This is a genomic window from Phaeovulum sp. (assembly GCF_030684035.1).
GTDB lineage: Bacteria > Pseudomonadota > Alphaproteobacteria > Rhodobacterales > Rhodobacteraceae > UBA6213.
The window spans coordinates 17,584-33,669 of the sequence record NZ_JAUXPI010000023.1 but is presented as its reverse complement, the minus strand read 5'-3'; the positions used below and the strand labels follow the sequence as shown (position 1 = coordinate 33,669).

17 protein-coding genes are annotated in these 16,086 nt (G+C 65.3%); 10 read left to right on the top strand and 7 right to left on the bottom strand.

Annotated features, from left to right (window positions below; genetic code table 11):
• Positions 1 to 55 precede the first annotated feature (55 nt).
• Positions 56 to 1,282, bottom strand: coding sequence for an MFS transporter (locus Q8J98_RS06200; RefSeq protein WP_305293602.1), 1,227 nt, complete (start codon positions 1,280 to 1,282; stop codon positions 56 to 58).
• A gap of 76 nt (positions 1,283 to 1,358) precedes the next feature.
• Here Q8J98_RS06200 and Q8J98_RS06195 point away from each other — a divergent pair, with 76 nt between their 5' ends.
• From Q8J98_RS06195 to Q8J98_RS06185, 3 genes are all read left to right on the top strand, one after another.
• Positions 1,359 to 1,988, top strand: coding sequence for a DNA-3-methyladenine glycosylase (locus tag Q8J98_RS06195; RefSeq protein WP_305293601.1), 630 nt, complete (start codon positions 1,359 to 1,361; stop codon positions 1,986 to 1,988).
• The gene (locus Q8J98_RS06190) at positions 1,985 to 2,644 is read left to right on the top strand and encodes an alpha/beta hydrolase (protein WP_305293600.1); all 660 of its coding nucleotides are present in this window, start codon (positions 1,985 to 1,987) and stop codon (positions 2,642 to 2,644) included. Before Q8J98_RS06195 ends, Q8J98_RS06190 begins: the two co-directional genes overlap by 4 nt.
• A gap of 138 nt (positions 2,645 to 2,782) precedes the next feature.
• Positions 2,783 to 3,391, top strand: a complete 609-nt coding sequence (locus Q8J98_RS06185) for an HNH endonuclease (protein WP_305183336.1) — start codon at positions 2,783 to 2,785, stop codon at positions 3,389 to 3,391.
• A 36-nt stretch (positions 3,392 to 3,427) separates the two neighbouring features.
• Here Q8J98_RS06185 and Q8J98_RS06180 read toward each other — a convergent pair whose 3' ends face one another.
• The 5 genes from Q8J98_RS06180 to Q8J98_RS06160 all read right to left on the bottom strand — a co-directional run bounded on the left by Q8J98_RS06180 (position 3,428) and on the right by Q8J98_RS06160 (position 6,613).
• The gene (locus Q8J98_RS06180; protein WP_305293599.1) at positions 3,428 to 4,060 is read right to left on the bottom strand and encodes a DUF1638 domain-containing protein; all 633 of its coding nucleotides are present in this window, start codon (positions 4,058 to 4,060) and stop codon (positions 3,428 to 3,430) included.
• On the bottom strand, positions 4,057 to 4,215 hold the full coding sequence (locus tag Q8J98_RS06175; RefSeq protein WP_305183334.1) for a hypothetical protein: 159 nt from the start codon (positions 4,213 to 4,215) through the stop codon (positions 4,057 to 4,059). The genes Q8J98_RS06180 and Q8J98_RS06175 overlap by 4 nt, the downstream gene beginning before the upstream one ends.
• 78 nt (positions 4,216 to 4,293) lie before the next feature.
• Complete coding sequence (locus tag Q8J98_RS06170) at positions 4,294 to 4,989, bottom strand: B12-binding domain-containing protein (protein WP_305183333.1); 696 nt, start codon at positions 4,987 to 4,989, stop codon at positions 4,294 to 4,296.
• A gap of 144 nt (positions 4,990 to 5,133) precedes the next feature.
• Positions 5,134 to 6,147, bottom strand: coding sequence for a betaine--homocysteine S-methyltransferase (gene bmt / locus Q8J98_RS06165; RefSeq protein WP_305293598.1), 1,014 nt, complete (start codon positions 6,145 to 6,147; stop codon positions 5,134 to 5,136).
• 151 nt (positions 6,148 to 6,298) lie between these two features.
• Complete coding sequence (locus Q8J98_RS06160) at positions 6,299 to 6,613, bottom strand: DUF1476 domain-containing protein (RefSeq protein WP_305293597.1); 315 nt, start codon at positions 6,611 to 6,613, stop codon at positions 6,299 to 6,301.
• A gap of 190 nt (positions 6,614 to 6,803) precedes the next feature.
• Here Q8J98_RS06160 and purC point away from each other — a divergent pair, with 190 nt between their 5' ends.
• From purC to Q8J98_RS06130, 6 genes are all read left to right on the top strand, one after another.
• Positions 6,804 to 7,568 carry a phosphoribosylaminoimidazolesuccinocarboxamide synthase gene (gene purC, locus Q8J98_RS06155; protein WP_305183330.1) on the top strand — a complete coding sequence of 255 codons (765 nt, stop codon included), beginning with the start codon at positions 6,804 to 6,806 and terminating at the stop codon, positions 7,566 to 7,568.
• 11 nt (positions 7,569 to 7,579) lie between these two features.
• A complete protein-coding gene (purS, locus tag Q8J98_RS06150) occupies positions 7,580 to 7,819 on the top strand; it encodes a phosphoribosylformylglycinamidine synthase subunit PurS (RefSeq protein ID WP_305293596.1) in 240 nt (79 codons plus the stop codon).
• Positions 7,820 to 7,896: 77 nt separating this feature from the next.
• Positions 7,897 to 8,565, top strand: a complete 669-nt coding sequence (gene purQ, locus Q8J98_RS06145; RefSeq protein WP_305293595.1) for a phosphoribosylformylglycinamidine synthase subunit PurQ — start codon at positions 7,897 to 7,899, stop codon at positions 8,563 to 8,565.
• A gap of 44 nt (positions 8,566 to 8,609) precedes the next feature.
• On the top strand, positions 8,610 to 10,403 hold the full coding sequence (locus Q8J98_RS06140; protein WP_305293594.1) for a sensor histidine kinase: 1,794 nt from the start codon (positions 8,610 to 8,612) through the stop codon (positions 10,401 to 10,403).
• Between the two features lie 5 nt (positions 10,404 to 10,408).
• A complete protein-coding gene (locus Q8J98_RS06135; RefSeq protein WP_305293593.1) occupies positions 10,409 to 11,740 on the top strand; it encodes a sigma-54 dependent transcriptional regulator in 1,332 nt (443 codons plus the stop codon).
• 497 nt (positions 11,741 to 12,237) lie between these two features.
• On the top strand, positions 12,238 to 14,904 hold the full coding sequence (locus Q8J98_RS06130; protein ID WP_305293592.1) for a ribonuclease E/G: 2,667 nt from the start codon (positions 12,238 to 12,240) through the stop codon (positions 14,902 to 14,904).
• A 57-nt stretch (positions 14,905 to 14,961) separates the two neighbouring features.
• Here the strand turns inward: Q8J98_RS06130 and Q8J98_RS06125 are convergent, their stop codons facing one another.
• Positions 14,962 to 15,189, bottom strand: coding sequence for a sulfurtransferase TusA family protein (locus tag Q8J98_RS06125; RefSeq protein ID WP_305183324.1), 228 nt, complete (start codon positions 15,187 to 15,189; stop codon positions 14,962 to 14,964).
• Positions 15,190 to 15,282: 93 nt separating this feature from the next.
• Between Q8J98_RS06125 and Q8J98_RS06120 the strand changes: the two genes are divergently transcribed.
• Positions 15,283 to 16,026 carry a cytochrome c biogenesis CcdA family protein gene (locus tag Q8J98_RS06120; protein ID WP_305293639.1) on the top strand — a complete coding sequence of 248 codons (744 nt, stop codon included), beginning with the start codon at positions 15,283 to 15,285 and terminating at the stop codon, positions 16,024 to 16,026.
• Positions 16,027 to 16,086: the final 60 nt, after the last annotated feature.

Below are 16,086 nucleotides of genomic sequence, written 5' to 3'. Positions count from 1 at the left end.
GGCGCTTCTCCTTCGTCCAAATACCCCGGGGGTCCGGGGGCAGCGCCCCCGGCCTTCAGCGCGCCTCGCGCGGGCGCAGCACAAGCCAGATGAGCGCGCCACCCGCGAGCACGAGAAACGGCAGCATCGCCATGTTGACCGCCTGCCAGCCCGCCTCGGCATTGCCCGAGGCGGTGCAGTTCATCAGGCTGCCCGATGACAGCGAGGCCACAAAAACGCCGCCGAACACGATGAAATCATTGATCCCCTGCACCCGCCCGCGCTCTTCGGGCTGGTACGCCGAGGTGAGCATGGCAGTGGCACCGATGAAGCCGAAGTTCCAGCCGACGCCAAGCAGCGCCAACGCGATGAAGAACCGTTCAAGCTCGATGCCGCTCAGCGCCACCGCGCCGGAAGCGGCAAGAATCACCAGCCCCAGCCCGACGATCAGCCGCGCCCCGAACCGCGCGATCAGATGGCCGGTGAAGAAGGCGGGCAGGTACATTGCCAGCACATGCGCGGAGACGATGTCGGCGGCATTGCCCTGATTGTAGCCGCAGCCGAGCACCGCGAGCGGGGTCGATGTCATCACCAGATTCATCAGCGCATAGGCGACCATGCCGCAGATGATCGCTACCGCAATCACCGGGTCGCGCAACAGCTCGCGCCGCGACCGGCCCAGCGTTGCGGTGCCCTTGGCGACGCGATGGCTCTCGGGGCTGTGCAGGAAGGTGAACAGCAGCGGCCCGAGCAGGTTGAGCAGAACGATGGCAAGATAGGTGGCCATGAATGGCACCACATGTGCCTCTGACGTGGCCTTGGCCAGTTGCGGCCCGATCAGCGCCGCCGCCAGACCGCCGCCCATCACATAGGAAATCGCCTTGGGCTGAAACTCCTTGCGCACCCCGTCGGTTGCGGCAAAGCGATAAAAGCCCTGCGCCGACATGTAGATGCCTGAAAGAAAGCTGCCGAGCATGAAGAGCCCGAAGGAATGGATGTAAAGCGCCCGCGCCGCAAGCCCGGCCCCTATGGCCCCCGCCAGAGTGGCGAGCATGAACCCCGCGCGCCGACCGTGGCGCTGCATGAAGGCGCTGAGCGGTTGCGCGGTCAGCAGCGAGCCGAGAATGATCAGCGACAACGGCAGCGTTGCCCAGCAAGGGTTGGGCGCAAGCTGTTGCCCGGCAAGGCCGCCGACAATGAAGATCATCGACATTTGCGAGCCGAGCAGCGCCTGCGCCAGCACCAGCACCACGACGTTGCGGCGGGCCTGGGAATCGGTGATGAGCAGGTGGGATTCGGTCATCCGCAACGCCTAGCGCGGCGGATCGGAAAGGGAAAGGGGGCTGGCGGCGGTTCTCTTGATGCGCCAGACTGGCCCCATGCCCGGGGTGATCCTGACCACTGATGCGCAATTGGCCGCCGCCGCCGCAGAGCTTGCAGCGCGCGAGGCGGCCTTTGCGCGCGCATTGCCGCTGATCGGACCCTTGCCGCTGCGCCGGGTGCCCGACGGCTTTCTGGCCCTGCGCGATTCGATCATCGGGCAGCAGGTCTCCGTTGCCTCGGCGCGTGCCATCCGTGCCCGCCTTGATGCGGCAGGCTTCGGCCAGGAGGATGCGGTTGCGGCGGCAGGTGAGGCGGCATTGCGCGGCTGCGGCCTGTCGCGGCAGAAAATCCGCTACCTGAGCGCCCTCGCCCAGGCGCGGCTTGAATATCCAATACTGCGCGAGATGCCGAATGAAGCGGTGGTTGCAACACTGGTGGCACTGCCCGGCATCGGGCGCTGGACCGCCGAGATGTATCTGATGTTCGCGCTCGGGCGGGCGGATGTGTTCGCCCCCGACGATCTGGCGCTGGCCGAGGCGGCGCGGCTTCTGTTCGATCTGCCCGACCGGCCGCGACCAAAGCCACTCGCCGCCTTGGCCGCACCCTGGGCCCCGTGGCGGGCGGTTGCGGCGCGGCTGCTCTGGGCCTATTACGCGCAGGCAAAACGTCGCGAGGGGGTGGGATGACACGGGTTCTGCAAGCCGGAAGGCGCGCGCCAGCATCGGGCAAGACAGGCTCGGCGGTGGTGTTTCTGCACGGCTATGGTGCCGACGGTGCCGATCTTCTGGGTCTCGCCGAACCGCTGGCGCAGCATCTGCCCGACACGCTTTTTGTTGCCCCCGACGCCCCCGAACCCTGCGCCGGAAACCCGTTCGGGCGGCAATGGTTCCCGATCCCGCGGCTCGACGGCTCGTCAGAAGCGGAGTCTGAGGCGGGGTTATCAGGTTCTGCCAACGACTTGCAGGCTTTTCTTGATGCCTTGCTTGAGGAAACGGCTATAAACCCTTCAAAAGTCGCGCTTGTCGGGTTTTCGCAAGGCTCGATGATGGCGCTGCATGTGGCCCCGCGCCGCGCAGAAGCTCTGGCTGGAGTGGTTGCTTTCTCGGGCCGCCTCCTGCGCCCCGAGCGGCTGGCTGCCGAGGCGCGGGTGAAACCGCCGGTGCTTCTCATTCACGGCGACGCGGACCCGATGGTCGATTTCGCCGAAATGGGCCGCGCAGGTGACGCGCTGGTTTCGGCCGGGTTCGACACCTATGCCCATGTCATGCGCGGCACCGGCCACGGCATTGCGCCCGACGGTCTGAGCGTGGCACTGGCGTTCTTGCGCGAAAGGCTGCGCTAGCGGCGTGGCGGTCACCTTCGTGTCACGAAAGCCGCGTAGTCTGTTGCTGGCGACGGGTTGCCGCTTGCCCTCGCGCAACCGCAAGATATAGTGCGCTCGGGGCGGGTCATGCCTCGGGTGTCGGGTCAGGCAGGAGCGATGAAGGACCTTGCAGAGCACCATAGGGCCGATGATTTCCGTGCCGGCTTCGTGCGCGAGCCGTCAGCGCTGAAGCAGTTTCCAGCGCTGGTGCTGAATGCCGATTTTCGCCCGCTGAGCTATTACCCGCTGTCGCTCTGGCCGTGGCAGGAGGCGGTGAAGGCGGTGTTTGCCGACCGGGTGACGATTCTGGCGGAATATGACGCCGAGGTGCGCAGCCAGCGTCTTGCGCTGCGGATACCTTCGGTGGTGGTGCTGAAAGACTATGTGAAGCCGCAAAAAAGCGTTGCTTTCACCCGCTTCAACCTTTTCCTGCGGGATGAGTTTCGCTGCCAGTATTGCGGCGCGCCAAGCGATCTCACCTTCGACCATGTGGTGCCGCGCTCACGTGGCGGGGTGACGAGTTGGGAAAACGTCGTGGCCGCCTGCGCGCCTTGCAACCTGCGCAAGGCCAACAAGTCGCTGCGCCAGGCCGGGATGAACCTGCGCCACGCCCCGCGCGCGCCCGATGCCGAACACATGAACGCCATGGGTCGCCGTTTTCCGCCCGGGCACCTGCACGACAGCTGGCTCGATTTTCTCTACTGGGACGCCGAGCTGGAAGCCTGAAGTGCCTCCGGCGGGGATATTGGGCCTGAAGCAGTTTCAAAGCCGGGCGAGCGCCGGAGCAAGGTCGCCATAGCCGGTAAATCGGCGCTCGTAGCGAAGGCCAAGCCGTGCCGCTGCCGCGCGGGCAAGGGCATCGAGCGCCGGGTCATCGGTCTGCGCCTGATAGATCAGCCGGTCATAATTGCCAAAGTAGCTGTCGCGCAGTTCCGGGTGGCGGTCGAGGCCAAGCGGCTGCCAGACAAAGGCATCAAACTGGCGCACCAGAAAATCGGTGAGGTAGAAGGCGGTGAATTCGGCCTCGGCATGGGCGGCGAAAGCATCCACACCTTCGTAGAAGGCGTAGCAATGCGGCCCCGCGACCATTTCCACCCCCAGTTCCGCGCAGCGCGCGGCGAGCAGGCCGCCAGTGCCGCAATCGGCATAGACCACAAAGAGGCGCGCGTAGGCATCGCGGTGCTCAGTCACTGCGGCGGTGACGGCCTCGGTGATGCGCTCGGGCCAGAGGTGGAGATTGGCGGGCAGGCAGGTGAGGTCGAGGTGATCCCAGCCATTCGCTGCCTTCAGCGCCAGTATCTCGCGCGCCAACGCGCCGCAGGCGATCAGCAGAACCCGCCCCTTGCGGGTGGGCGCAAGCCCCGCTTCGGTCAGCGCCGCATCGGAAAGCGTCATTCGACCCGTGCCAAGAGCCGGATCAGCGCGGCACCCACCACCGCGGCCAGCGCCAGCGCCGCCAGCGGCACCCCGGCAGACGAGGCGACCCAAAGCGTTGCCGCAGCGGCCGCGATGACGACGACGAGAAGCATCAGGAAATGGGGCAGGGGCATGGCAGACCTCCGATACCGCCAATATGGTGCTTGCGCGCCGCGAGGGAAAGCAGATTTCGCACCCGCGCCTGCGCCAGTTCAGGCGTTCAAGGCATTGTGTTTGCGCGCGATGAAGCTTTTTGCGGTTTCCACCGCCACGGCGGCATCGCGGCAATAGGCATCGGCCCCGATGGCTCGGCCGAACTCTTCGTTCAAGGGCGCGCCACCGACCAGCACGATGTAGTTTTCGCGCATGCCCTTTTCCTTCATCGTGTCGATCACGACCTTCATGTAGGGCATGGTGGTGGTCAAAAGCGCCGACATGCCAAGAATATCCGCCCCCTCGCGCTCCAGCGCCTCAAGGTATTTCTCGACCGCGTTGTTGATCCCCAGATCGACCACCTCGAAACCCGCGCCCTCCATCATCATCGCCACCAGATTCTTGCCGATGTCGTGGATGTCGCCTTTCACCGTGCCGATCACCATCTTGCCCATCCGCGGCGCGCCGGTGGCGATGAGCAGCGGCTTCAAAATCGCCATTCCGCCCTTCATCGCATTGGCGGCAAGCAGCACTTCGGGCACGAACAATATGCCATCACGGAAATCGGCACCGACAATGGTCATGCCCGCGACAAGTGCCTTGGTCAGCACATCGTAAGGGGTCCAGCCGCGGCCAAGCAGAATCTCGACGCCCTCCTCGATCTCTTCCCGGAGCCCGTCATAAAGGTCGTCGTGCATTTGCAGCACAAGATCGTCGTCGCTCAGTTCGGAAAGGATGATGTCGTCATCGGCCATGCTGGCACTCCTCGCGCTCGTTCGTATCGGTATTGCGCCAAAGGCCCCGCGCCACTTGGCAGTTTGCGACATCGGCGGGGCAGGGACCGACGCGCGCCTGCAACTGCTTCAGGCAAAATATCCCCGCCGGAGGCCGCCGCCCTCTCAGCCGCGCCGTCGGCCCCGCCGCTCGCGGGTCGGGCCGTCATCATCGCCGGTGCCGTCCGAGGCCGAGGAAAACCCCCCCAGATGCGCGGCGATTTCCTCGACGGTCGGGCGCGGTCCGCGCGGGCGGGTTTCAAGTGCCGCGCGCATGGCCTTGAGATGTTCGGGCATGGTGCCGCAGCATCCGCCAATGATGCGCGCCCCGGCATCGCGCGCCAGCACGGCGTATTCGGCCATCAGCGCGGGGGTGCCGTCATAGTGGATATGGCCGTCGTGATATTTCGGAATGCCGGCATTGCCCTTGGCGATGATCGGCCGCTCGCTGCCCGCCGCGACAAAGCCGAGAATGGTGCGCATCAAATCGCTTGCGCCGACGCCGCAATTCGCGCCGAAGGCGATCGGCGGATTCGGCAGTTTTTCCACCAGCGCCGCCAGTTGCGCCGAGGTGACGCCCATCATCGTGCGCCCGGCGGTATCAAAGCTCATGGTGCCGCACCAGGGCATGTTTGCGAGCAGCGCGGCCTCGGCCGCCGCCTTGAATTCCTCGGGCGCGGAAATGGTTTCGACCCAGAGCACATCGGCCCCGCCCGCCTTCAGCCCCTCGGCCTGTTCGTGGAACATCTCGACCGCAAGCGGGTGGGTGAGGGTGCCCATCGGCGCGAAGATGTCGCCGGTGGGGCCGATCGAGCCTGCCACCACCACCGGGCGGCCCGCCGCATCGGCGACCTCGCGGCCAAGCGCTGCGGCGCGGCGGTTGAGCTCGTGCACCCGGGTTTGCGCGCTGTGCAGCTTGAGGCGGCTGGCGTTACCGCCAAACGAGTTGGTGAGGAAGATATCGGAGCCTGCATCGACCGCCGAGCGGTAGAGCGCGCGGATCTTTTCCGGCTGATCGGCGTTCCAAAGCTCGGGTGCCTCGCCCGAGGCAAGGCCCATGTTGAACAGGTTGGTGCCGGTGGCACCATCGGCCATCAGCCAGTCACGGGCTGCCAGAAGCCGGGAAAGCGCGTCGCTCATCGGAGGCCTTTCATCCTTTGCGGTGGCGCGGCGGGGTGCCGCGAAACCTCGGCCAGAGCCATGCCACGGCGGGCACGGCTTGGCAATTTCCAAGTGCTCAGAATGAACATGAGGCCGGTGCATGGGCCGCTGGCGGCCGTTGCGGTGGGGTTCAGATCTCGTCGACGATCTGCTTTTTGGCAACCGCCTTCAGTTCCTCCATCTTGGCGCGGATCGTGGCTTCGTCGGCCAGTGCCCCAAGGTCGCCCGCGAGCTTGCGGTAGACATCCTCATCGCCCGCTTCCTCGAAATCGGCGGCGATGACTTCCTTGGCGTAGGCGGCGGCCTCGGTCTCGGATTTGCCCATCAAACCAGCCGCCCAGAGGCCGAGCAGCTTGTTGCGGCGGGCTTCGGCCCGGAATTGCATCTGCGCATCCAGTGCGAACTTGGCTTCAAAGGCGTTTTCGCGGTCGTCGAAGGTGGTCATGGCGGCCCCCGCTTCATAAGGTTGTCGTTAATCCTCATATGCCCGCGCGCGGGGCGCGCTGCAAGCCCCGGCTGCTGCATCGGCCGCGGCCCTTTGCCTTGCGGGATGCGCTGCCTTGGCCTATAGCGGCGCCAATGGGGCGCGCAGCAGCGCCCCGCCCCCGCGGGGCGTTGCAGCGAACGGAGACTACATGGCACCTCGGCGCAAGAAGATTTACGAAGGCAAGGCCAAGATCCTCTATGAAGGCCCCGAGCCGGGCACGCTGATCCAGTATTTCAAGGATGACGCCACCGCCTTCAACGCGCAGAAAAAGGCGGTGTTCGAGGGCAAGGGGGTGCTGAACAACCGGCTCAGCGAATATTTCATGACCGGGCTTGGCAATGTCGGGGTGCCGACGCATTTCATCCGCACGCTCAACATGCGCGAGCAGCTGATCCGGCAGGTCGAGATCATTCCGCTTGAGGTGATCGTGCGCAATTTCGCCGCCGGGTCGATTGCCAAGCGGCTTGGGCTGGAAGAGGGTCTGGCGCTGCCGCGCCCGGTTGTCGAATACAGCTACAAGAATGACGCGCTGGGCGATCCGATGGTGAGCGAGGAATACATTGTCGCCTTCGGCTGGGCCAACCAGCAGGACCTTGACGATATCGTGGCGCTGGCGCTTCGGGTGAACGACTTCCTTTCGGGCGTGTTCTATGCGGTCGGCATCAAGCTCATCGATTTCAAGATCGAGATCGGCAGGGTCTGGGATGGCGATTTCATGCGGCTGATCGTGGCCGACGAGATCAGCCCCGACAGTTGCCGCCTCTGGGATGTGAAAACCGGGCAGAAGCTCGACAAGGATGTGTTCCGCCGCGATCTGGGCAGCCTGACCGATGCCTATACCGAGGTCGCGCGGCGTCTGGGGGTGCTGCCCACCAACGCCACCGCGATGGCAAAGCCGACACTGATCAACTGAAGGGGGCGGGCATGAAGGCGCGCGTGCATGTGATGCTGAAGGATGGCGTGCTCGACCCGCAGGGCGCGGCGGTGCGCCATGCGCTGGCGACGCTCGGCTTTGCCGGGGTGGAAGGGGTCCGGCAGGGCAAGGTGATCGACCTTGATCTGGCGGCAACCGACCGCGCCGTGGCCGAGGCCGAGGTGCGGGCAATGTGCGAGAGGCTGCTCGCCAATACCGTGATCGAAAAATACGACGTCGAGATCATCTGAGCGAAGCCGGGGGGCTTCGCGCCCCCCGCACCCCCCGCGGGGTATTTGTGCATTGAAGATGTGACAGGAGATTTGCGATGCTGGCAGCCGTCATCACCTTTCCGGGATCGAACTGCGACCGCGACCTCGCGCGCGGGTTCGAGCTTGCGGGGGCGCGGGTGGTGCGGGTCTGGCACAAGGAAACGGCGCTTCCGGCGGGCACCGATATTGTCGGTGTTCCGGGCGGGTTTTCCTATGGTGACTATCTGCGCTGCGGGGCGATTGCCGCGCAAAGCCCGGTGGCGGGCGCGATTGCGGCGCATGCGGCGCGCGGCGGTTTCGTGCTTGGCATCTGCAACGGCTTTCAGGTTCTGACCGAAATGCGGCTGCTGCCCGGAGCCTTGATGCGCAATGCGGGCCTGAGCTTTGTCTGCAAGCCGGTGCGGCTGCGGGTGGCGACAGCCGACAGCGCCTTCACCTCGGCCTATGCGAAAGGCAGCGAGGTGGTGTTTCCGGTGGCGCATCACGATGGCAACTATACGATCGATGCCGAAGGCCTGGCGCGGTTGCAGGGCGAGGACCGGGTGGCGTTTCGCTATATCGACAATCCGAACGGCTCGATGGACGACATCGCCGGCGTGCTCAGCGCCAACCGGCGGGTGCTTGGCATGATGCCGCACCCCGAGCGCGCGGTTGAGGCGGTGCAGGGCGGCAGCGACGGATCGGCGTTCTTTCGCGCGTTGGCGGCACTGACGGCACCGGTCTGAGCAAGTTGCCTTGAGGCGAAGGCCAAGCTCGCTTAAGCTGTGCCATGCCTTCGAGCCCGCCCATTCCCGATCTGACCACCCCGGTCGAGCCCGAGGCCCTGCCGTCGCGCGGGCTGGTGCTGCGGGTACTGGTTGCGTTTATTCTGGTCACCGCGGCGGCGGTGATCTGGGCAACCAACGCCTGGCTGTCGGAGCGGTTTACCGAAACCACGCGGGTGCGCGCCGATTTGCGGCTGGCGCTCTACTCGGGCAACCTGATGTCGGAGTTGCAGCGCACTTCGGTGGTGCCGCTGCTTCTCGCCCGCGATCCGGCGTTGCTTGGGGCCTTGCAAAGCGGCGAATTTTCGCTGACCTCGGCGCGGCTGATTTCGGCGCGGCGCGAGATCGAGGCGGCGTCGATCCGGCTTCTGGACAGCAGCGGGCGCACGGTGGCGGCGACCAACCGCAACCTTCTGGGCACGAGCTATGCCAACGCGCCGTTTTTTGTCGATGCACTGCGCTCGCGCGATACCGTCTTCAGCGCCGTTCCGCTGCCCGGCGGGGCGACCGAGTTTCTCTATTCGCGGGTGCTGCTGGCAGATGCGCGCCCGGTGGGCGTGATCGTGGTCGAAACCGACCTCGCCAAGTTCGAGCGCAGCTGGTCGGGCATTCTCGATGCGGTAGCGGTGACCAACAGCGAGGGCCGCATCATCCTTTCGACCGAGACGCGCTGGCGCGGCCTGACGCTTGCCGAGGCACTGGAAGACCCTCAAGCGCCTTCGGCGTTGCGCCGCGCCTTGCAGGCGACCAGCGACTGGGCAGGGGCATCGCCGGATGCCTATCTGCGCGGTGACGCGGTGATGCGCGCCGATGCGCGGCTGCCGTTTCGCGGCTGGCGGATGGTTTCGCTGACCAGCTACGATTCGGTGCGCCAGCGGGTGAATGCGGTTCTGGCGCTTGAAATCATGGGCTTCGCCATATTGATGGCGGCGATGTTCTATCTGCTGTCGCGCCGGGCGCGGGTGCAAACGGCGGCGTACCGACGCGAATCCGCCGAGCTTCGGGTGCTGAACGCGCGCCTGCTGCGCGAAATCGCCGAGCGCGAGCGGGTGCAGAAGGATCTCGCGGTGGCCGAGCAGACGCTGGCGCAATCCTCGAAGCTTGCGGCATTGGGCGAGATGAGTGCGGCGGTAAGCCACGAGCTGAACCAGCCGTTGGCGGCGATGAAGACCTATCTGGCGGGGGCGCGGCTGTTGTTGCAGCGCAGCCGCCCGGAAGAGGCGCTTTCATCCTTTCAGCGCATTGACGATCTGATCGAGCGCATGGGGGCGATCACGCGGCAGCTCAAGTCTTACGCGAGGAAAGGTGGAGAAGCATTTGAAGAGGTTGATCTTCGCGCGGCACTGTCGTCAGCGCTCGCGATGATGGAGCCGCAGCTTCGGGCGCGCACGGTAAAGATTTCGCGCTCGGTGCCGCGCAAGCCGGTGATGGTGCTGGCCGATCGCATCAGGCTGGAGCAGGTGATCATCAACCTCTTGCGCAATGCGCTTGACGCAACCAAGTCAGTTGCCGATCCGCATATCGATCTGCGGATGAGTGCGGCGGAAACCGCGGTGCTGGTCGTTGAGGATAACGGCCCCGGGCTTAGCGACCTCGAAAAGCTGTTCGAGCCGTTCTGGACCACGAAGAAGCCGGGCGAGGGCACTGGCCTTGGGCTGGCGATTTCGTCGGGGATCGTGAAGGACCTCGGTGGGCGGCTGACCGCCCGCAACGGCGATGCTGGCGGGGCGGTGTTCGAGGTGAAGCTGCCGCTTGCGGCAGACAACAAGAAGGGCGAAACGCCCAGAGCAGCGGAGTAGATGCGATGGCTCGGATGATGAAAGTGGCAATCGTCGATGACGAGGAAGACCTGCGGCAGTCGGTTTCGCAATGGCTGGCGTTGTCGGGGTTCGACACCGTTGCCTTCGCCTCGGCCGAAGAGGCCTTGAAGGTGGTCGGTGCCGATTGGCCGGGCGCCGTCATTACCGATATCCGGATGCCGGGCATGGATGGAATGGCGTTCCTCAAGCGCATGATGAGCCTCGATTCGGCGCTACCGGTGATCATGATCACCGGCCATGGCGATGTGCCGATGGCGGTGGAGGCGATGCGGCTTGGGGCGATGGATTTTCTGGAAAAGCCGTTCAATCCCGACCGCATGACCGAACTTGCCAAGCGCGCGACGCAGGCGCGGCGGCTGACGCTTGATAACCGCGCGTTGCGCCGCGATCTGGCGGAAGGCGCGCAGGTGATGGGCAAGCTGATCGGTGCCTCGGCACCGATGGAGCGGCTGCGCGAGGATATTCTCGACCTCGGGCAGGCTGATGGCCATGTGCTGATCGACGGCGAGACCGGCACCGGCAAGACGCTGGTGGCGCATGCGCTGCACGCGGTTGGGCCGCGTGCGGGCAAGCGGTTCGTGGTGGTTTCCTGTGCCGCCTACACCGAGGATGTGCTTGCGGCGAAGCTTTTTGGCCCGACCGGCGAGGGCAGCGGGCTGCCGCTGGTCGAGGAGGCGCGCGGCGGCACGCTTTGCCTTGAAGATGTCGAGGCGCTGAGCCAGGGGCTGCAAGCCCGGCTGCTGACCTTCATCAACGAGCAGGGCACCCCGGCGGAAACCCGGGTGATTGCCATCTGCAACACCCACGGCGAGGGTCGCACGGTTGAAGATGCGCTGCGGCCGGATCTGTATTTCCGGCTGGCCGCGCTGAAGATACTGTTGCCGCCGCTGCGGACCCGGGGCGAAGACATGCTGACGCTGTTCGCGCGGATGACCGAACAGTTCGCCGAGGAATATGGCTGCGTGGCCCCGGTGATTACCGCGCAGGAGGCAGCGCAGCTTTTGCAGGCACCCTGGCCGGGCAATGTGCGCCAGCTGATCAATGTGGCCGAGCGGGCAGTGCTGCAAAATCGCCGCGGCACCGGCTCGATCGCCTCGCTGTTGATGGCCGACAACGAAGACGCTGGCCCGGCGATGACCACCGAGGGCAAGCCGCTCAAGGATTATGTGGAAAATTTCGAGCGGATGCTGATCGACAACACCATGCGCCGCCACAAGGGCGCGATTACCGCGGTGATGGATGAACTGTGCCTGCCGCGCCGCACCCTGAATGAAAAGATGGCGAAATACGGGTTGAGCCGGGGCGATTACCTCTGAACCGCCCGGGTGCCGGGGCGCGGAAAGCCTGGCGCTGGCAGCGCGTTCCGGTGCTGCGGCGGTGCCATGCGGGGTAGGCGAACGTCTGCGCTGCGTGAAAAACCGATTGTGTTTGCGCCCGCGAGACCGCTAATGTCGCCGCAGTGTCGAGGGTGCGCCATGCGCGCCTGCCGATGCGCATGAGATTCGCTGGTAATGCGCCCTGATGCCGCCCGAAGCTGGTGGCGGGCGCGGACGCCATCCGATTGGCCGCGAGGCCGCAAATTCGCCCGCAAGGTCTTGAATGGCCACGGGTTTCATCATGGGTGCTTCGGCAACGGGGTGCTTTGGGCAAATGGCAATGACGCGCGCGACGGCAAGACAGCAGGGGGTGGACAGGCGACTGGTCGCCGCGCCGCTGGCTTTGGCCGCGCGTTTCAGCGCCGCAACATATCACGCCCCAAAACGCGCGCGGCCTCCAGGCCAGCTGCGCGGCGGCGCGTGCGAGAACTGGACACATGGCAAAGAAGATGTTGATCGATGCCACCCACGCGGAAGAAACCCGCGTTGTGGTGGTGGACGGAAACAAGGTCGAAGAGTTTGACTTTGAAACGGTAAACAAGCGGCAACTGGCCGGGAACATCTATCTGGCAAAGGTCACGCGGGTGGAGCCATCGCTTCAGGCCGCTTTTGTCGATTACGGCGGCAACCGCCACGGCTTTCTGGCATTTGCCGAAATCCACCCGGATTATTACCAGATCCCGGTAGCCGACCGGCAGGCGCTGATCGAGGAAGAGCGCGCCTATGCCGAGCGCGAGGAAGCCGAAGAAAACGGCCGCCCGCGCCGCCGCTCGGCAGCGACCCGCAGCACCTCGCGGCCCGAGCGCGCCGCAGAAGCCGATGCGGTGACGCGCAGCGAAGACATTCCCGGCATGGGCGTGGTCGATCTGGAGGCCGAGGCCGCCGAGCCCGCTGATGCGGCCGCGCCGGTCAGCGACGTCTCCGAGGTGGTTGCCCCGGCCAATGGCCATGCCAACGGCGACGAGCCCGAAACCTATGTGGCCGCCGACCATGCTTCGGAAACCGACGAGGACATCGAATCTGTCGCTGACGAGGATCTTTCGGAAGAAATCCAGTCGCACCGCAAACCGCGCCCGCGCCGCTACAAGATTCAGGAAGTGGTCAAGGTGCGCCAGATCCTGCTGGTGCAGGTGGTCAAGGAAGAACGTGGCAACAAGGGCGCGGCGCTGACCACCTATCTCAGCCTCGCCGGGCGCTACTGCGTTCTGATGCCCAATACCGCGCGCGGTGGCGGCATTTCGCGCAAGATCACCAACATCGTCGATCGCAAGAAGCTCAAGGAAATTGCTGGCGAAATGGAATTGCCGCAGGGCGCGGGCCTGATCATCCGCACCGCTGGCAGCCAGCGCACCCGCACCGAGATCCGGCGCGATTACGAATATCTGATGCGGCTCTGGGAACAGATCCGCGATCTCACCTTGCGCTCGATCGCCCCTGCACCGGTCTATGAAGAGGGCGATCTGATCAAGCGCTCGATCCGCGATCTTTACTCCAAGGAGATCGACGAGGTTCTGGTGGAAGGCGACCGCGGCTATCGCACCGCAAAAGACTTCATGAAAATGATCATGCCGTCGCATGCCAAGAACGTGAAACACTACGCCGACCAGTTGCCGTTGTTCGCCCGCTTTGCGGTGGAAAGCTATCTTGGCGCGATGTTCAACCCGACCGTGCAGTTGAAATCGGGCGGTTACATCGTGATCGGTATCACCGAGGCCCTGGTGGCGATCGACGTGAACTCCGGCCGCTCGACCAAGGAAGGCTCGATCGAGGAGACCGCGCTCAAGACCAACCTTGAGGCGGCTGAAGAGATTGCGCGGCAATTGCGCCTGCGCGACCTTGCCGGGCTGATCGTGATCGATTTCATCGACATGGAAGAGCGGCGCAACAATGCCAGCGTCGAGAAACGGCTGAAGGAAAAGCTGAAAACCGACCGGGCGCGGATTCAGGTGGGGCGCATCTCGGGCTTCGGCCTGATGGAAATGAGCCGCCAGCGCCTGCGCCCCGGCATGATCGAAATGACCACGCAGCCCTGCCCGCATTGCCATGGCACCGGGCTGATCCGGTCTGACGACAGCATGGCGTTGCAGATCTTGCGCCAGATCGAGGAAGAGGGCACCCGCAAACGCTCGCGCGAGGTGCTGGTCAAGGTGCCGGTGGCGGTGGCGAACTACCTGATGAACGCCAAGCGCGACCATATTGCGGGCATCGAGATGCGCTACGGGCTTTCGGTGCGCATCGAGGCCGACCCCGATCTGATCAGCCCCGATTTCAGCCTGGACAAATTCAAGACCGCCACGCGCAACGTGCCCGAAGTGTCGCATGCCGTGCATTCCGCCGACCCGCGCCTTATGGCCGAGATCGACGAGGAAGACGAAGACATCGTCGACGACGCCGATGAGGAGGACGAGGCCGAGGCACCGACCCGGGCGGGAGCCAACGGATCTGGGCCGGCCGCGGCCGGCGACGAAGGCCCGAAAAAGAAAAAGCGCCGTCGGCGGCGCAAGCGCAAGCCGGGTGCCGATGGCGCAGAGCGCGGCGAGGCGGATGCTGCGGGTGATGACGACGAAGGCGACGAGGGCGATGATGCCGCGCCCGCTGCCGTCGAAGCCGAAGCCGCGCCGGAACCCGCCGCAGCGGCGACCGGCGCTGCCAGACCCTCCCGCGCACGCAGCCGTTCACGGGCGTCAAAGCCAAAGCCAGTAGCCGAGGCTACCCCGGCAAGCGCCGAACCCTCGGCTGAAACGCCCGTGGCAGCGGCTGCCGAGCCTGTCGCCACCGCACCCGACGAGGCCGCAGCAGAAGCGCCGAAAAAGACCTCGAGCCGCAGCCGCAAACCGCGGGTGAAGGCCGAGACCGAGGCCGCCGCGATCCCCGCCGCCGCCAAACCGGCGCGGACCCGGTCAAGCAAACCCAAGGCAGCGGCCGCAAGCCAGGCCGAGGCAGCGCCGCAGGTTGCCGCAGCCGCCGAGGTGCCGCCGCTGGTGGCTGACACGGCCCCTGCGGTGGCGGAAACGCTGGCACCGCAACCACCGCTTGCGCCGCAAGCCGCAGCCGAAGCCGCGCCAAAGGAGAAAAAGCGCGGCTGGTGGTCGCTGGCGCGCTGAGCGGGCTGACACTTTCGAAACGCCGGGCCTTCTCGTGCCCGGCGTTTTGCGTTGGCTTCAGCTGCGGCGGATCAGATAGGTCAAGACCCCGCCCGCATCTTCGGCGCTCAAGAGCTCATGCCCCGCTTCGGCGCAAAAGTGCGGCACGTCCAGCCAGGATGCGGCATCGGTTGCGCGAAGCCGCAGCACCGCCCCCGGTCGCATCCGCGCCAGCGCCTTGCGCGCCCGCAAAACCGGAAGCGGGCAGAGCAGCCCGAGCGCGTCGATATCTTCGGCAATCTTCATGCCCGGGCAGATAGGCGGGCTGGGGCGATTTGTCCACGCAGTTGTGATACTTGCCCGGGTGACATCGGCAATTGGCGGGAGTAATGCTTGGCTATGTTCGGAATAGACCTCATAGATGCATCTTTTCTGCCCGCAGCCTTCGTGGCGCTGTTGGCGGGGCTGCTTTCCTTCCTGAGCCCCTGTGTGTTGCCGATCGTGCCGCCCTATCTTGCCTATATGGGCGGTGTCGGCGTCGGCGATCTGCGCGAGGGGCGGCGAAGCGCGGTGGTGCCAGCGCTTTTCTTCGTGCTCGGGCTTTCGACGGTGTTCATGATCCTTGGCTTTACCGCCTCGGCATTCGGCAAGTTCTTCCTCAGCAATCAGGATTGGTTTGCCACCGCTGCCGGGATCGTGGTGATGATCTTTGGCGCGCATTTTCTGGGTGTGATCCGCATCCCGATCCTCGACCGCGAGGCGCGGATGGATGCGGGCGATCGCGGCGGCACCTCTTTCGGGGCCTATGTGCTGGGTCTGGCCTTCGCTTTCGGCTGGACCCCCTGCATCGGGCCGCAGCTTGGCCTGATCCTGTCGCTTGCCGCGCTAGATGACAGCATCGCGCGGGGCGGCGCGCTGCTTGCGGTTTACGCGGCGGGGCTTGGCATTCCGTTTTTGCTGATCGCGGCGTTTTTCCCGCGCATGGGCGGGGTGATGGCCTTCATGAAGCGCCATATGGGCCGGATCGAGCGGATCATGGGCCTGCTCTTGTGGACCATCGGCCTCCTGATGCTGACCGGCGGCTTTTCGCAGATGTCCTACTGGCTTTTGGAAAACGTGCCGTTCCTCGCCAACGTGGGCTGATCGGGCCCGTCTCTGCTTCAGTCAAATATCCTCGGGGGTCCGGGGGCAGAGGCCCCCGGC

Coding starts and splice junctions, on each gene's coding strand:
- Q8J98_RS06200 (WP_305293602.1), bottom strand. CDS start 1,282: ATGACCGAATCCCACCTGCTCATCACCGATTCCCAGGCCCGCCGCAAC.
- Q8J98_RS06120 (WP_305293639.1), top strand. CDS start 15,283: ATGTTCGGAATAGACCTCATAGATGCATCTTTTCTGCCCGCAGCCTTC.
- Q8J98_RS06135 (WP_305293593.1), top strand. CDS start 10,409: ATGGCTCGGATGATGAAAGTGGCAATCGTCGATGACGAGGAAGACCTG.
- Q8J98_RS06190 (WP_305293600.1), top strand. CDS start 1,985: ATGACACGGGTTCTGCAAGCCGGAAGGCGCGCGCCAGCATCGGGCAAG.
- purS (WP_305293596.1), top strand. CDS start 7,580: ATGAAGGCGCGCGTGCATGTGATGCTGAAGGATGGCGTGCTCGACCCG.
- Q8J98_RS06130 (WP_305293592.1), top strand. CDS start 12,238: ATGGCAAAGAAGATGTTGATCGATGCCACCCACGCGGAAGAAACCCGC.
- Q8J98_RS06185 (WP_305183336.1), top strand. CDS start 2,783: ATGAAGGACCTTGCAGAGCACCATAGGGCCGATGATTTCCGTGCCGGC.
- Q8J98_RS06195 (WP_305293601.1), top strand. CDS start 1,359: ATGCCCGGGGTGATCCTGACCACTGATGCGCAATTGGCCGCCGCCGCC.
- Q8J98_RS06170 (WP_305183333.1), bottom strand. CDS start 4,989: ATGGCCGATGACGACATCATCCTTTCCGAACTGAGCGACGACGATCTT.
- purC (WP_305183330.1), top strand. CDS start 6,804: ATGGCACCTCGGCGCAAGAAGATTTACGAAGGCAAGGCCAAGATCCTC.
- Q8J98_RS06175 (WP_305183334.1), bottom strand. CDS start 4,215: ATGCCCCTGCCCCATTTCCTGATGCTTCTCGTCGTCGTCATCGCGGCC.
- Q8J98_RS06180 (WP_305293599.1), bottom strand. CDS start 4,060: ATGACGCTTTCCGATGCGGCGCTGACCGAAGCGGGGCTTGCGCCCACC.
- Q8J98_RS06140 (WP_305293594.1), top strand. CDS start 8,610: ATGCCTTCGAGCCCGCCCATTCCCGATCTGACCACCCCGGTCGAGCCC.
- purQ (WP_305293595.1), top strand. CDS start 7,897: ATGCTGGCAGCCGTCATCACCTTTCCGGGATCGAACTGCGACCGCGAC.
- Q8J98_RS06160 (WP_305293597.1), bottom strand. CDS start 6,613: ATGACCACCTTCGACGACCGCGAAAACGCCTTTGAAGCCAAGTTCGCA.
- Q8J98_RS06125 (WP_305183324.1), bottom strand. CDS start 15,189: ATGAAGATTGCCGAAGATATCGACGCGCTCGGGCTGCTCTGCCCGCTT.
- bmt (WP_305293598.1), bottom strand. CDS start 6,147: ATGAGCGACGCGCTTTCCCGGCTTCTGGCAGCCCGTGACTGGCTGATG.